The sequence below is a fragment of the Acinetobacter sp. YH12236 genome (genome assembly GCF_013417645.1).
Classification (GTDB): domain Bacteria; phylum Pseudomonadota; class Gammaproteobacteria; order Pseudomonadales; family Moraxellaceae; genus Acinetobacter.
Genome location: NZ_VPDM01000015.1, coordinates 38,173 through 54,174, shown reverse-complemented (window position 1 = coordinate 54,174; position 16,002 = coordinate 38,173). Strand labels below are relative to the sequence as shown.

The following is a 16,002-nucleotide window of genomic DNA, read 5'->3' as shown; positions in this document are numbered from 1 at the left end:
TTTTCTTACTTTTTAGTATCAATATCGATATACATCCATTCTGTAGACAGAATCGGATGGGACTTGTGTCCAATAACATGAGGTTGCGCTAATGCATTACGGTAGGTGCTATACAGCATCATGGTTGGCATATTGACCTCTAGAATACGGGTCATTTTGCGATAAACCAGATCCCGTTCAGGACCCGGTGGCATGCTCTGACTCTGTTCATATAAACGGTCATATTCCGCATGCTTGAAACAGGCATTATTGGTGACATTGACGTTTTTGCCATAGAACAGCTGCATGAAGTTGTCAGCATCCGGATAGTCGGCAATCCATGCAGAGCTTTTAAACATGGTTTTACATTGCTTTTCCAGCTTAATGCCTTCAGCAAATGGCATGGCCTTACTGGTCAGTTTGATATGAATATTATCTAAGGTCTTTTTCCAGAATTCGCCCTGTTGCTGACCACGACTGGTATTGGCCGTAATCAGTTCAATCACCAGAGGTTTACCTTCAGGAGTTCTCCGCCAGCCATCCGCACCGATCTTATAGTTATAGCGATCCAGCAACATGTTGGCTGCCTTGACCGAATATGGTGTACTGGTTTTATAAGCGGGTGAATAGCCTGCAACTCCTGGCGGAATAGGCATGTGCAGTTTTGCACCATCTCCTTTAAGGAGTACGCTAATCATATTTTCAACAGAAAAAGCCATTGCCATCGCACGACGTAAGGCTATTTTTTCTGGCGTAAAACCACCCACTACCGGATCTTGCATATTCCAGTAATGGTAGTTAATCGATGGCTCCAACATGCGTGACAGCTTGATGCCTTGCTTGACCAGCTCAGGTTTTAACTTGTCACCATCCAATGCCTGCACGACCAGATCGCCGTCGATTTCAACCAGATCCAGTTCATTTTTCTTGAATGACAACATCCGTGATTGGGCTTCTTCAATGACACGCACATCAATGGTGCCGATTTGAGGCATTTTTTTGCCCTGCATCGCACTGACAATCGCCTGGTCTTCTGCACTATTGGCTTTATAATTCCAGACAAAACCACGGTAAGCCGGATTTGGCTTTAAGATAATGCGTGATCCCGGTGTCCAGCGACTAAGTACATAAGGCCCTGTACCGACCGGCTTACTCATTACCCAGCCAGCTTTGTCTTTATACTTTTCAATGACTTCGCGTGCAACTGCGGCAGCTGGACCGTGGGCCAGCAACATCGGAAAGTTCTGATCCGGATTATTCAGCTTGAGTACCAAGGTATAGCGATCTGGAGTCTGAATACCTTCAAATAGATTTTCATAGACTTTGCCATTTTTTTTCGCCATGGCTGTCCATGCTTCCAGCCCTTTGATCCGACCATCCAGCAACCAGCTATTTGGTGAATTAAGTTTTGGATCTAAGAGACGCTTTAGAGAATAGGCATAGTCATAGGCGGTCAGTTCACGTTTTTTACCGCCAAAGACCGGATCATCTGCAAAGTAAATGCCCTTTTTAACTTTAATGGTATAAGTCAAACCGTCTGCACTGATTTGAGGCATATCTACCGCAGTCAATGGCACCAGTTTCGCTGGTGAGGCCAGATAATCATAGGTATATAAGGTTTCGAAAATTGCCGAGTTAATCTTGGCCGAATAACGGTCATGGATATAACCGGGATCGAAACCGGTTTCAGCCGCAGGAAAGACCGTTTTTAAGACTTTATTCGGATTGGCAGGATTGGCAGCCCATGTGGGTGCAGCACCTGCCATCATTAAACTGGCCATTAAAACCCCACTGGCCAGCTTTTTTAAAGTGTTTGTATTCACATTCATACTGGTTCTTAATCTTCTCAAGTTATTTTTTAACAGGTTCAATATCCAGATATTGCCAAACTGCCCTGGTCACCGGATGTGCCTTAAAGCCCTGTACCTGTGGGTGAATCAGCCAGTTGCGTACCCGGGTATTGTGCAAAATCCACGGATTATCTGCCTCCATCTGGCGGTTCATCTGCTCATAATATGGAGTACGTTGCTGAGGCGGCAGTTTCATCGCAGTTTGATACAGCGCGTCATAGGCTTTAGAGGTATAGCAGCTCAGGTTACCTTGCTGGGCATTTGGGCCATACAGCAACTGGGCAAAGTTTTCCCCTTCCGGATAATCTGCAATCCAGGCACCACCCCACATCATGTGTTTGCACTGGGTGGCTTCTTTTAAATTGTCGGCAAAGTTACTGACTTTAAATTCAACTTTTACTCCAATTGCATCCAGGTTCTTTTTCCATAGCTCCGCAGAAATAACGGAAGAGCTTGAACTGGTCGAGTTCATTTTCAAAACCAATGGTTTGCCATCAGGCAAGGTGCGGTAACCGTCGGCGCCTTTCTTGTAGCCAAAACGATCGAGCAGTTTATTGGCGAGTAATGGGTTATAGGCAATACTGCTTCTATAATTCGGGTTATATCCGCCCACGCCTTCAGGAAGAATCATTTCAGCTTTAACAGCATGCCCCTTATATAGCTGCTGGATGGCTTCTTTCTGGTTATAGGACAAGGCAATGGCACGGCGTAGTGCAATTTTTTCCAGTGAGTTCCCACCAATCACCGGATCACGCATATTCATGATGGTATAGGTGATTTCCGGTTCTTTATTCGGATAATGCAGGATGCCTTTTTTCTTGTATTCACTTTTCAGCTGCTTATTTTCCAGTGCCTGTTCAGCACCGCTCGCAGTCAGTTTGTCATAGTCTAATTGTCCAGATTTTAAAGCCAGCCAGCGTGACTGTTCTTCTTCAATAATGCTGATCTTGACCTTGCCGATTTGCGGCATCTGCTTGCCTTGCATGGCTTTGACAATCCGTTGATCCCACTCTGAACCATCCCCCTTAAAGTTCCAGACAAAACCGCGATAATTTGGATTAGCCGTCAGCTCAATACGGCTACGCGGCACATATTTGTGTAATTGGTATGCCCCTGTTCCGACTGGGTGCTGACCTACCCGATCGCCATAATGTTCGATGACTTCGCGTGCAGTGCCAGCAAAAGCGACATAGGCCAGAATGTAAGGAAAGTTCAGGTCTGAACGGGTCAGGGTAATTTGTAAGGTATATTTATCTAGGGCTTTTAAACCGGCAATCGGAGCATCATAGTTAAATTTGCCCGTTTTTTTGGCCTGCTGGATGACTTGATCCGAGCCAAGAATTTTGCCTTCGATAAAGGAAAAAGAAGGCGAATGGTTTTTCGGATCCATTACCCTTTGCATGGAATAAACATAATCCCGGGCAACCAGTTCACGCTTCTTGCCCTGAAAGGCTGGATCCGGACTGAAATAAATTCCTGGCTTGATTTTAAAGGTATAAACTTTGCCATCCTGTTCAACGACGGGTAAAGACTCGGCTGTATTGGGGGCCAAAATTGCAGGCCGGGCCAGATAGTCATAACGCAACAAAGGCTCGAAAATGGCCTCAGCCACGCTACCACTATAAAAATTATAGGTTTTGACCATATCAAAACCGTCATCAGGTGCTTCGAAAGCCAGGTTTAAAACTTTATCCGGATGTGCAGATGATTTTGCCCAGGCAGTTTGCCCCGAGCTCATAGCCAAGGCCAAAATCGTCATGCTAAAAAGTGCTGATTTCAAATTTGTACCTATTCTTTATCTTGAAGTTTTATTGCTATAGGAAGTTTTAAATACATCATCCCATATTTGCTTCAATGGATGGGTCAAAGCTGGACAGATGGAATACACTGAACAAAGCGAATTTCATGCCATCCTTGCAAAAAATAGGGATTTCTTCCTGTTTTTAACTGAAAAAAGTTTATTTTTATTAATTATTTAAAACATTATGAATAACATAATATTTTCCATGAATCATTAATTAAATTTTTATCCTCAAAATTCTTACTGAAGTTCATTTCGCACAAAAATAACTCAACCCTGTTTCATCTTATTGCACTATTGTATACCTTTAGGTAAACAATAAATAAACACAAGTAATTGTATTATAAATAATTTATTTTAAAAAAATATTGTATATTTTATGTAAAAATTATGCACCATGATTAAACTTTATTCAATTTCCCTCTCATTTTTGGACTACTTTCTTATTCATTAAATATTTATTTATTGCTTTCACAGGGTTCTCTCTTCCTTCTTTCTTCAGATTCGATACACAGACTTCTTAATTTTTCTTCAGTATAACTCGACTAAATCAAACCAAATTCAATTAAATTAATATTTTTCAATAACTTAAAAATATAAAAATATAAAATTTTATAAGTTGGCATTCGCCTTGCTTAGATCAACCCAGCACTACTTCACATAACAAAAGGGTGAAATTTACGATGAAAAAAAATAAATTGGTCGGATCTATGGGGGCTCCAACCGTCAGCAAAAGACTACTCAAGTTAAGCGCACTCAGCTTAAGTATGATGTGTCTGCCGCTGGCCCATGCCGAAGAAGCTGCATCTGCTGAACAGCCAACTAAAGTTCAGAAAGTGACAGTGACGGGTTCATCAATCAAGGGGGTTGCTGCACAAAGTTCTTCACCAATCACCGTCATCAAAGGTGAAGATCTTGCGAACCAGGGTGTAACTACTGTTGAAGAAGCTTTAGTAAAAGTCAGCGCCAACCAGGCTGGTTTCTCTACTGCTCAAAACGTAGGTGCAAGTAATACTTCAGGTTCTACAGCCAACTTACGTGGTCTAGGCTCAGACAAAACGCTTGTGCTTTTAAATGGCCGCCGTCTTGCCTATAGTGCATTCAGTACAGATAGTACCAACTTAAACATCATCCCTATGGCGATGATTGACCGTATTGAGATTTTACGTGATGGTGCTTCTGCAGTTTATGGTGCAGATGCGATTGCGGGGGTAATCAACTTCATCACCAAATCTGAATACAATGGCTTAGGCGTTACCGGAGCCTTACATGAAACTGAACATTCAGGTGGTGAGAAACAACAAGCTGCGATCTTCGGTGGTTTCGGTGACCTGGATGAAAATGGCTTTAACGTCATGGGTGTCTTGGACTACCGTAAATCTAACCAGATCCATGCTCAACAGCGTAAAGTCAGCCGCCGTGGTGGTGTAATTCCTGAATTAGGTATTGATGCCGGCTCTGCAAGCGGCTTCCCGGCAAACATCTATGATCCAACCACTGGTTACTTAGGTAACCCATATCCAGATGACTGTAATAATGTTCCATGGTCTTCTCCAGATGACGGCTTCTGTTACCTGAATACGCAGGCTTTGATTGCTATCAAACCACAGGTTGAAACACTGTCTGCATTAGGTAAAGGGACATTCAAGCTTAATGATTCATTAAATGCGGTTGGTGAATACGTGTTTACACGTTCTGAAGTATCCACTTCAATTGCACCAGACGTTTATGGCCGTACCGTGACTTTACCTTCAAGCAGCCAATACTATCCAGGTAATGGTATTACTCCAGCTATTACAGATGGCGAGTTAAGCGGTGACCCACTTCAACTTTACCTCCGTTCTCAGGCAGGCAACCGTCAAAGTATGTCAACCAATGACTCTCACCGCTTCTTTGCAGGTATTGAAGGTGAGGCATTAGGCTGGGATATCAACGCAGGCGTGTCATACGCGAAAAGTGAAGCAATTGATGAGTTTACAGGGGGTTACTTACATCGTAGCAACCTGCAAACTGCATTGAATGAAGGTCGTATTAACCCATTCGGTCCAGCACGTCCAGGCGATACCCCTTGGGAATCATTTGTGATTAATGGCGAAACTAACACCGCCTCTTTAGAGTCTACAACTGCAGACTTTACAATCAGCCGTCCAATTTTTGAATTACCTGCAGGTGATGTTGGCTTTGCCTTCGGTGGTAGCTTCACGACTCAAGACTGGGAAGCAAAAGTAAACTCTGAAATCGTGGCTCAAGTACCAGGTTCTGGTATTGATCCGAGCAAACCAATCAGTAAGGGTGATCGTGACATCACAGCATTCTTTACTGAATTCCAGATCCCAATCTTGCCAAGCCTGGAAGCTCAAATTGCTGCCCGTTATGATGACTACAGCGACTTCGGTGATACCTTCAACCCGAAAGTTGGTCTTCGTTGGGAACCAATGAAGGAAGTCATGTTCCGTGCATCTTATAGCACCGGTTTCCGTGCACCAAGCTTGTACGAAATCAACGCGCCAATCAGTGAAACCTGGACAGGTGCGAAATACAATGACCCTGTGTTATGTCCAGGTGGCACGCCAGTCGAACCTAAATATCAGGTTGAATGTAATACCCAGTTTAAGCGTACCCAAGGTGGTTCACCTGACCTGCAACCAGAAGAATCTACATCATTCACTGCTGGTTTAGTATTTGAACCAATCAAAAACCTGGTCTTCACTGCTGACTACTTCAATATCGAGATCGATGGTCTGGTAGGTACAGTGGGTGAATCATCAATCTTTGATGATCCAGACCTTTATGCTGACCGTTTCGTACGTGATAGCGAAGGCCGTATCCAGCACATCCGTACTACCCTGATGAACTCTGGCGGTTTAAAAACTTCTGGTGTAGACCTGAGCCTGAACTACCTGACACCTAAAACATCTACTGGTCGTTTCGGTTTCGGTATTGATGGTACTTACGTGATCAATCTGGACTACCAAAGTGAACCAGGCGGTGAATGGTCTGGTCTGGTAGGCAAATATGAAGACCCGGCAGTAGTTCGCTGGAAACATGTTGCCAACCTGAACTGGTCTTATGAAGACTGGAAAATGATCTTTGAACAACAGTTCACTCGTGGTTATGAAGACTACTCTGGCGAACGTGATGTGGGTGACTACACACTTTATAACTTCGCGACAACTTATAAAGGCTTCAAAAACCTGGAGTTGACTGGCGGTATCCTCAACATCTTTGATGAAGAGCCTGCTGCATCTGATGTTCTGGATAACTTCCAATACGGTTATGACCCTCGTTACTCAGATCCTACAGGTCGTACTTACTATATCCGTGGTACTTACAAATTCTAAGACAAGCTTTCTGCAAATACAGCGCCATGCTGTATTTGCAGTATTCATATCATTTTAGCCAAACAAAAAATAATGCAGCTACATCAGCTTTGAAATAAACCGTTATTTCTTGTTTGTCTTAAATTCCAGGAGTCATGATGAGCACAACGTTTGAAGACATAGAAAAAAGCTCCGCCAAAAAGTTGACTGGAATTGGTGTCGTGATTTTCTTGCATATCCTGGTGGGCCTGGTGCTAATGGCAGGTATGGCAAAAGACATCATCAAACCGTCAGAAGAACCGGTTGAATTGATGATTATTCAGGATATTAAACCACCAGAACCAGAGCCACCCAAGGAAACCCCACCTGAGCCACCTAAAATTGTAGAAAAAGTGGCACAGGTTCCTGAGGTTAAACCGGTAGAAAAAGTGGTTCCAGTACAGAAAACACAACCTACACCAACAGTCACTCAACCGGTTGCAGAACCAACACCTGTAGCTGCAGCAACACCATCCCCAAGTCCAGTGGCTGCACCAGCCCCAGTTGTTGCAGCGGCGCCTGCTGCTCCACCGCAACCAACTGGCGTTACACGTGGCGTATCTCAAGGCGAAGCTGGCTGTAAGAGTCCGGAATATCCACGTGATGCATCAATGAAGGAAGAGCAAGGTAATGTGCTGATCTCTGTCTTTGTGAATACCGACGGCAAAGTGAAAGAGGCCAAAGTAAAAAAATCCAGTGGCAGTCGTTCACTCGACCGTGCAGCGTCCAAGGCTTTCAGCTTATGTACCTTTAAACCTGCAATGAAAAATGGTGAACCACAAGAATCTTGGTACGACATTCCCTACGAATTTATCTTGGACTGATCCAGACAACAGATTAAAAACAAAATGAGGAGATTCATTATGAAAAACGCACGACACACTTTAAAAAATATCACTGCTGCAAGTGTCATTGCGGCAAGTACTTTACTCCCTTTGCAAACCGTATTTGCTGAAGAATCCCCTACACCTGCAACGACAGTCACTGAAACTGCAGAAACCACACCAGCGACTGTCGCTGGGCCTACACCGCCAGCACCTGCTGCAGCTGAAAAACCTGCCAGCAACCCTTATGGTCTGGAAGCCATGTGGAAAGAAGGTGACATGGTGTCTAAAGTGACCCTGTTCATTCTGGTGATCATGTCAATCGGTACCTGGTACATCATGATCACCAAGTGCTTGCAACAAGGCAAGATTCGCAAACAAGCCAAAGAAGCAGAGCATCAGTTCTGGGAATCTTCTTCACTGGACAATGCAGCACAAAATCTGGATGAAGCCAGCGTATATCGTTTTATCGCTGAAAAAGGCATCAAGTCAACCAAAAACCATGGCGGCACTTTACTTGAACGTATCGACTTTAATACCTGGGTTACGATTTCTATTTCACGCGCAGTCGACAAGATTCAAAGCCATCTGAGTGGTGGTCTGGCATTCCTTGCTACAGTCGGTTCTACTGCACCTTTCGTAGGTCTGTTTGGTACTGTTTGGGGCATTTACCATGCACTGACTGCAATTGGTATTTCAGGACAGGCATCAATCGATAAAGTTGCTGGTCCTGTCGGTGAAGCACTGATCATGACTGCAATCGGTCTGGCTGTGGCAGTTCCGGCAGTACTTGGTTACAACTGGTTAACTCGTCGTAATAAAGCGGTGATGGAAGAAGTTCGTACCTTCGGTTCTGACCTGCATGCTGTACTACTGAGCGGCGAAATCAGCTCAAACAATCCTGTTCACCGCGACACAAAATAAAAATGGGGGTCAACCATGGGAATGATGGTCAATTCAAACGACAGCGATGATGAGGTCATTGGTACCATTAATACCACGCCTCTGGTTGATGTGATGCTGGTACTGCTGATTATCTTTCTGATTACAGTACCGGTTGCAATTCATACCGTACCGGTCGATCTGCCTGAAGAACGTAATGTCCCGTATGAAACCAAGCCGGAAAATATCCAGCTGGCAGTCAATAAAAATGGCGATATTTTCTGGAATGAATCCTATATTCCGGACAAGGCAATTTTACTGACCCGTTTACAGGCAGAAGCCCAGAAACGTCCTCAGCCTGAGGTGCATATTCGCGGTGATCAAAGAACAGCTTTTGAAGCGATTGATCAGGTCATCAGTACTACCCAGCAAGCAGGTATTGGCAAGATTGCATTTGTCACGACCCCGCCCGCTTCACCTTAAGATTGAGGGAGAATCCAGTTATGGGAATGAATGTTGGCTCAAATCAGGATGATGATGTAATGCTGGACGTCAACATGACACCATTGATTGATGTCATGCTGGTCTTGTTGATTATGTTTATTATCACTATTCCGTTGCCGAATAATTCGATTAATATCAACCTGCCGAATGGTACACCACCACCGACTGAGGAAAAACCGCCAGAGATTGTGAATTTGCGTCTCGATGCTCAAGGCCAGATCTTCTGGAATGATCAGCCGGTGGCCAATGCTCAAGCGCTGGAAGCCTTATTCAAGACCGTGGCGCAAAAAGCCGATCAGGATCAGATTAAAATCAAGGCTGATCGTGCAACTGAATACAAGCATATCGCGATGGTGATGGCTGCGGCTCAGCGTCTGGAAGTGAAAAAAATCGGAATTGTCAGTAACAACAATTCTTAAGTCTATAGAATCAAAAAACCCAGCATCTGCTGGGTTTTTTATTGTTCAATATCTTACATTTGTGACTGGATATAGTTTTGTAGACCAATCAGCTCGATCAAACGTAACTGTTTTTCTAACCAGTAAGTATGATCTTCTTCCGTATCCGACATTTGCTGGCGCAGCATGTCACGGGTCACATAATCGCCCTTCTCTTCACAAAGTTTGACCCCTTGAGCCAGCTTTTCACGGACATGATACTCAAGCTTCAGGTCAGCTTTCAGGCAGGTCACCACATCTTCACCAACTTCGATGTCATCACGCTGCATATTTGGCGTACCTTCAAGGAACAGGACACGACGGATCAGGGCATCTGCATGCTGTGCTTCTTCCTGCATTTCATGGTCGATGCGTTCAAAGATTTTCGTCAGACCCCAATCTTCATACATACGAGAGTGAATCAGGTATTGATCACGAGCAGCCAGTTCGCCACCGATCAGCATATTTAAATAATCTACGACTTCTGGATTACCGCGCATTTGAATTACTCCCTGCTTTTATCATCCTATTATGGAGAAAAGATGTTTGTTTTGCAAAAGCAAAATTATGGTAAATATCTGATTTTTATATAATTAAAATGAGAAGCACTTGCATTTACGCTCTCTGTTCGGAGAAATCCCATTTATAAAACAACATCTTGCATTTTTCATTCCGTTTTTATTCAATCCAGCAAGCTGGAATATTCAAACGTTAATTTTTGTAAATATTAATAAGCACTTATCTTGTTGCTTATTTTTATCTTGGACTCACCTGTTTGGTCTGGTTCGTGCATAATTGTGACGATGATGCGAAGTTAAAACAACAATGGTTAAAATATGACATTACAACACAGTACAGCACCCGTTCTGATGACCGGTGCATCTGGCTATATCGCCAGCTGGGTGATCCAGAAACTTCTGACACAAGGTTATACCGTACATGCCACTGTACGCGATCTGAATAAAACCCAGAGTTATACGCACCTTGAACAAATTGCAAACAGCAGTCCGGGCACACTTAAACTGTTTGAAGCCAATCTGCTCAAGCCGGGTTCTTTTGATGCGGCCATGGAAGGGTGTGAAATTGTCTTTCATATGGCCTCGCCTTTTGTGGTCACCAATTATAAAGATGCGCTCAAAGACATTATTGAACCGGCAATTCTGGGTACACAAAATGTACTGAATAGTGTCAATAAAACTGAATCTGTCAAACGTGTGATTGTCACCTCAAGTATTGCTTCAACGTATGGCGATGCGATTGATATTTTGCAAACCGAGCATACCAGTTTTGATGAATCTCACTGGAATACCACCAGTTCAGAAACCCATCAGCCTTATCCATATTCCAAAGTCATGGCAGAACGCAAAGCTTGGGAAATGGCGGAAGCACAGGATCGCTGGGACCTGATCTGTATCAATCCGGCACTGGTCTTTGGGGAATCCTTAACGCCTAATACTCAATCAGGCAGTGTGGAAGTTCTGCAACAGTTTGCCAATGGCATGACTTTACTCGGCGTTCCACCGATGTGGAATGGTGTGGTCGATGTTCAGGATGTTGCGGAAGCCCATATCCGTGCCGCCTTTAATCCGGAAGCGCATGGCCGCTATATTATCTGTAGTGAAACTTTGAGCCTGCTAGAAATGGGGAAAATCCTGCGTGAAGCCTTTGGTCCTAAATTCCCGTTCCCGCGCAACCAGTTGCCAAAAACGGCTTTCAAGATTTTTGGTCCTCTGGCCGGCTTTAGCCGTAAATTTGTTGAACTCAATATGGGTTATCCAATTTTCTTTAATGCACAAAAAAGTAAGGATGAACTCGGTCTGGAATATCGTCCAGTAAAAGAAAGCTTGGTCGAACATTTCCAGCAATTGCTGGATGATGGTGTGGTGAAGAAATATATTCCTTAATCGTACTCGCTCAAACCTGATCTGACAGTGACCGATTTTTTATGGTGTCTGTCAGATTAAATTTGAGCTACTACACCGACTTATGCGCCCACAAGCTCACTATTCCTGCATAAAAACAAGCTAAGCAGAAGTCCAACGCGCATTTTTCCACGCTTGCTGTTGCTTTGTATCTAGAAAAGTCCAAGCCACAAAACGACTCTCTTTTTGCCCCTGCGTCATTTTAATAGTTTTTACATCCACTGCACCGCACTTACGCAAGGTATTTAACAGCATAGGTAATGTGGTTTTCTTAGAAACCAGTGTACTAAACCAAAGACATTGCTCAGCAAACTGTGTGCTCTCTTGTACCATCTGGCAAACAAAGCGTTCTTCTCCACCGTCACACCACAGCTCGTTCTTTTGTCCGCCAAAGTTTAACACCACCTTAGAGCGATCAACCGGTTTGCCAAGTTTGCGTAATTTTTGCGTTGCTGTGGCATTTGCCTCATCTTGCGAAGCATGAAATGGTGGGTTACACAGGGTCAAATCAAAACGATCTGAAGGTTTAATCACACCTTTGAAGATATTGCTCGGTGTCTTCTGCAATCGAATCTGAATCCCCTTCCTGAGATTCGGATTTGCCTCCACGATAAATTGAGCGCTTTTAACCGATGCAGAATGAATGTCTGAGCCGACAAATTTCCAACCATAACTACGATGCCCAATGATCGGATAAATACAGTTCGCCCCTACCCCAATATCTAATACGTGAACGGCGTGTCCTGTTGGAATCTGACCGTTATTATTGAGACTTAACAGGTCAGCCAAATAGTGAATATAGTCGGCTCTACCCGGAATCGGTGGGCAAAGATAATCTTGAGGAATATCCCAATATTGAATGCCGTAAAAATGCTTGAGCAATGCTTTATTGAGCATTTTCACAGCCAGTGGATCAGAAAAATTGACTGAAAGATCGTTATATTGATTCGGGCTGACAAAAGGCGCAAGTTCCGGACAAGTCTTGATCAGCTGAGGAAAATCATAACGACTGCGATGCAGATTTCGTGCATGTAATTGCGATTTTTGTTGCGGAAAAGATTTCTTTGCTTGCGCCATGTGTATGCCAATCATCAAAGGGAGAACAGAATCAATCAGGCAGGATCTATACCTGCAAATGAATCTATTGTACGTGAATTCAACTTACATTACCGAACCCGTCCTTGTATTTGTCTATCCTCCCCTCTCATTCACCTATAGTTTTGAACTAGCAATAAAAAAGACACCTTAAGATTCATCATCCTGGGTGTCTTTTTTATTTGAGTCATTGTTTAGAGCTAATTATTCTTCGATTTGCCCATGCTCCTTCATCAAAGCAATAAATTGCGCTTCATTGATCACGGGCACACCGAGTTTTTCTGCTTTATCGAGCTTAGAACCGGCTTTTTCACCCGCCACCACGCATTTGGTCTTGCTAGAGACACTGCCACTGACCCGTGCACCTAAGGCTTGCAGTAATTGCGTCGCTTCATCACGTCCCATAGAGCTTAAAGTTCCAGTCACTACCCAGCTTTCGCCATTCAGTGGTTGGCGCGTTGGTGCAATTGGCGCATCCCAATGAATACCGGCAGCCAACAAGCGATCCAATACTTCCAGATTATGCGGTGCCTGGAAGAAATCAACAATCCACTCTGCTGTAATATCACCAACATCCGGTGTTTTCTTTAAAGCGTCTACATCAGCACTACGTAAAGCGTCGAGAGTCTGGAAAGTATTGGCCAGCATACGTGCTGTCGTTTCACCTACGCCACGAATCCCGAGCGCATAAATAAACGCTGCCAATGTAGTTTTCTTGCTGTTCTCAATCGAATCAATGAGATTCTGAACGGACTTTTCACCCATTTTTTCGATTTGCAGTAATTGCTCACGATGCTCATGCAAGTGATAAATATCCGAGACATCTTTTAAAAGATTGAGATGTAGCAATGACTCCACCCAGCGATCGCCCAGACCTTCAATGTCCATGGCCTTACGTGAAACAAAGTGACGGATGGTCTCGATGCGCTGCGCCGCACAATACAGCTCACCTGAACAGCGTGCCAGTGCTTCACCTTCTGGCATGACCACAGGAGAATCACACACTGGACAGTTCTCTGGCAAATACACTTCTACCGCATCGGCAGGACGGAATTCTGGCCAGACTTTTTCAACCTTAGGAATCACGTCACCACTACGATAAACGCTGACGGTATCACCAATACGCACATCCAGACGATGAATTTCACCAATATTATGCAGGGTCACATTGGAAACGGTCACGCCGCCCACAGCAACCGGATTCAATCGTGCCACAGGCGTTAGAGTCCCAGTACGGCCCACTTGCCAGTCAATATTTTCAACGGTGGTCAGTGCAGCCACTGCCGGGAATTTATAAGCAGTTGCCCAACGTGGTTCCCGGCTCAAGAAACCCAGTTTCTGTTGCTGTTTCAGGTCATTGACCTTAATGACCATACCATCAATTTCGACACTGAGTTTAGAACGTTCTTCAATGATCTGCTCGTAAACCTTTTGCACTTCCTGGATGCTACTGCAGATGAAATGGCGCTCACCAACAGCAAAGCCAAACTGCTGTAGCCATTCCAGACTGCCTGACATTGTGGTTTGACCATGATGAGGAACACACTGGGCAATTCCATAAGCATAAAAAGCCAAAGGTCGAGAAGCTGCAATATTCGGATCAAGCTGGCGTAAACTGCCGGCCGCGGCATTACGTGGATTGGCAAAAGTTTTTTCGCCTTTCGCAGCATTGGCTGCATTCAGGCGTTCAAAGCCGGATTTCGGCATCAGCACTTCGCCACGCACTTCCAGTAATTCTGGAATCACGCCATTCACTGGAGACAGGAATTTCGGCAGGTTACGGATGGTTTTGACATTCTGGGTAATATCTTCTCCAGTTTCCCCATCACCACGGGTGACACCACGAACCAGTACGCCATGTTCATACCAGAGGGAAATTGCCAGACCGTCAAATTTCAGCTCAACATCGTATTCAATCTTTTGATTGGGTAAGCGTTCTTCAATACGGCGCGCAAAAGCAAACAGATCATCCTGATTAAACACGTTGCCCAAAGACAGCATTGGCACCGCATGCGTTACGGTCAGAAATTTGGAAAGTGCCTGACCACCTACTTTGACTGTCGGTGTGTCTGGCTGCTGTAAATGTGGATATTGTTCTTCTAAAGCTTTGAGCTGATGAAAGAGCTGATCATATTCACTGTCTTCAATCGTAGGTTGATCCATCACATAATAAGCATGATTATGCTTGGCAATCAGTTGAATCAATTGACGCATTTGCGCAATGACAGTGGCATCTTGGGTCATAATTTCACCATAAAAAAGGGCGGAAAATCCGCCCTATACAATATTCAGCTTTTCGCTATTATAAAAATCGGATTCTGCAGATTCAATATTGGAATATTAAACTTCTGCAGTCTGTCCAGCACGATAATCAATCGCCTGATGACGCCAGAATTCACGTAATTGTGGGGTCATTTCCTGCTGGTTCTGATCATAAACCAGACCATCCACTTCACGCGCAATCAGACGTGAAATGCTGTCCATGGTATCGAAGGCATTCTGTACATCGCTATGCGGTAAAGCCAGGAAGAACGCCAGACCTTTCACTTCTTCAGTCGACAGAGTTTCTAAGTCAAAACCTTCCATACCGGTATCTGCCATACGTAATACTGAAAATAGCAGTTTCGAGCCATCTTCACTATAACGATGGAAACATGCCAGCTCACCATAACGCAGACCATATTTCAGTAAAACTTTTAAAGTTTTCTCGCCTGAAAGAGCTCGGCCTTGGGGATAAACATGCAATGAAATAATCGTTTCAGCATTAGCCAGCGAACATTCTTCATCCACAATTTTTTGCTCATGTAGATGTGCATCGAGAATACTGCTTTCATCATTGAAGTCAGAAATTTCAGCTTTCTCAATATTGCTATTCAGGCTAAATTCGGCGGCTTTAGGCTCTTTTGCTGTTTCTGCTACTTCTACTGTTTCAGGCTTGCTTTCTTGTTCAGTAGATGTTGTAGTTTCTTCAGCGTTGGTTACTTCCGGTTCTGCTTCCTCTGCAACCACCGGTGTATCAAGTGGACTTGCTGCTTTGCTTTCTGGCTGGGCGGTTTCAGTCAAAGTTGGCTCTACTTTGGCTGCTTCTTGTTGTTCTGCCGCAGGTGCAATGTTGTCTACCGCTTCTTCATTCAGGCTCGGTTCAACACGTGTAGCTGCCGGACTTTCTATTTTAGACAGTTGAGATCGTACATGCCTTGGAATAACCGGAGTCTGGCTGTCAGGATCAATATGCAGATCCGCATCCAGTGACGGTACAGCCTCCGCAGGTTTTTTCAAGATCAGTCTTATGCCGAATAGCATAATCACAATTGCAATAACAATCCCGATAATTGTGGTGATTTCCATG

Annotated in this window: 12 protein-coding genes; 6 read left to right on the top strand and 6 right to left on the bottom strand. The window is 44.2% G+C overall.

What is annotated here, in order from left to right:
• Positions 1–5: 5 nt before the first annotated feature.
• The gene (locus FTV14_RS08525) at positions 6–1,808 is read right to left on the bottom strand and encodes an ABC transporter substrate-binding protein (protein WP_180053764.1); all 1,803 of its coding nucleotides are present in this window, start codon (positions 1,806–1,808) and stop codon (positions 6–8) included.
• A gap of 22 nt (positions 1,809–1,830) precedes the next feature.
• Positions 1,831–3,588, bottom strand: a complete 1,758-nt coding sequence (locus FTV14_RS08520; RefSeq protein WP_180053763.1) for an ABC transporter substrate-binding protein — start codon at positions 3,586–3,588, stop codon at positions 1,831–1,833.
• Positions 3,589–4,313: 725 nt separating this feature from the next.
• On the opposite strand from FTV14_RS08520, the gene FTV14_RS08515 reads away from it, so the two are divergent.
• The 5 genes from FTV14_RS08515 to FTV14_RS08495 all read left to right on the top strand — a co-directional run bounded on the left by FTV14_RS08515 (position 4,314) and on the right by FTV14_RS08495 (position 9,618).
• A complete protein-coding gene (locus FTV14_RS08515) occupies positions 4,314–6,971 on the top strand; it encodes a TonB-dependent receptor (RefSeq protein WP_180053762.1) in 2,658 nt (885 codons plus the stop codon).
• A gap of 137 nt (positions 6,972–7,108) precedes the next feature.
• Complete coding sequence (locus FTV14_RS08510) at positions 7,109–7,813, top strand: energy transducer TonB (protein WP_180012860.1); 705 nt, start codon at positions 7,109–7,111, stop codon at positions 7,811–7,813.
• A gap of 39 nt (positions 7,814–7,852) precedes the next feature.
• Positions 7,853–8,737, top strand: a complete 885-nt coding sequence (locus tag FTV14_RS08505) for a MotA/TolQ/ExbB proton channel family protein (RefSeq protein ID WP_180053761.1) — start codon at positions 7,853–7,855, stop codon at positions 8,735–8,737.
• A 15-nt stretch (positions 8,738–8,752) separates the two neighbouring features.
• The gene (locus FTV14_RS08500; RefSeq protein WP_005234255.1) at positions 8,753–9,178 is read left to right on the top strand and encodes a biopolymer transporter ExbD; all 426 of its coding nucleotides are present in this window, start codon (positions 8,753–8,755) and stop codon (positions 9,176–9,178) included.
• 20 nt (positions 9,179–9,198) lie between these two features.
• The gene (locus FTV14_RS08495) at positions 9,199–9,618 is read left to right on the top strand and encodes a biopolymer transporter ExbD (RefSeq protein ID WP_004783336.1); all 420 of its coding nucleotides are present in this window, start codon (positions 9,199–9,201) and stop codon (positions 9,616–9,618) included.
• Positions 9,619–9,671: 53 nt separating this feature from the next.
• Here the strand turns inward: FTV14_RS08495 and bfr are convergent, their stop codons facing one another.
• Positions 9,672–10,136, bottom strand: a complete 465-nt coding sequence (gene bfr, locus FTV14_RS08490; protein ID WP_004783337.1) for a bacterioferritin — start codon at positions 10,134–10,136, stop codon at positions 9,672–9,674.
• 336 nt (positions 10,137–10,472) lie between these two features.
• Here bfr and FTV14_RS08485 point away from each other — a divergent pair, with 336 nt between their 5' ends.
• Positions 10,473–11,540: an aldehyde reductase gene (locus tag FTV14_RS08485; protein WP_180053760.1), complete on the top strand. Its 1,068-nt coding sequence runs from the start codon at positions 10,473–10,475 to the stop codon at positions 11,538–11,540.
• Between the two features lie 120 nt (positions 11,541–11,660).
• Here the strand turns inward: FTV14_RS08485 and rlmF are convergent, their stop codons facing one another.
• The 3 genes from rlmF to FTV14_RS08470 all read right to left on the bottom strand — a co-directional run bounded on the left by rlmF (position 11,661) and on the right by FTV14_RS08470 (position 16,001).
• A complete protein-coding gene (gene rlmF / locus FTV14_RS08480; RefSeq protein WP_159123532.1) occupies positions 11,661–12,635 on the bottom strand; it encodes a 23S rRNA (adenine(1618)-N(6))-methyltransferase RlmF in 975 nt (324 codons plus the stop codon).
• Between the two features lie 222 nt (positions 12,636–12,857).
• A complete protein-coding gene (ligA, locus tag FTV14_RS08475; protein WP_180053759.1) occupies positions 12,858–14,897 on the bottom strand; it encodes an NAD-dependent DNA ligase LigA in 2,040 nt (679 codons plus the stop codon).
• Positions 14,898–14,993: 96 nt separating this feature from the next.
• Entirely contained in the window at positions 14,994–16,001 is a 1,008-nt protein-coding gene (locus FTV14_RS08470; protein WP_180053758.1) for a cell division protein ZipA C-terminal FtsZ-binding domain-containing protein, read from the bottom strand.
• Position 16,002 lies beyond the last annotated feature (1 nt).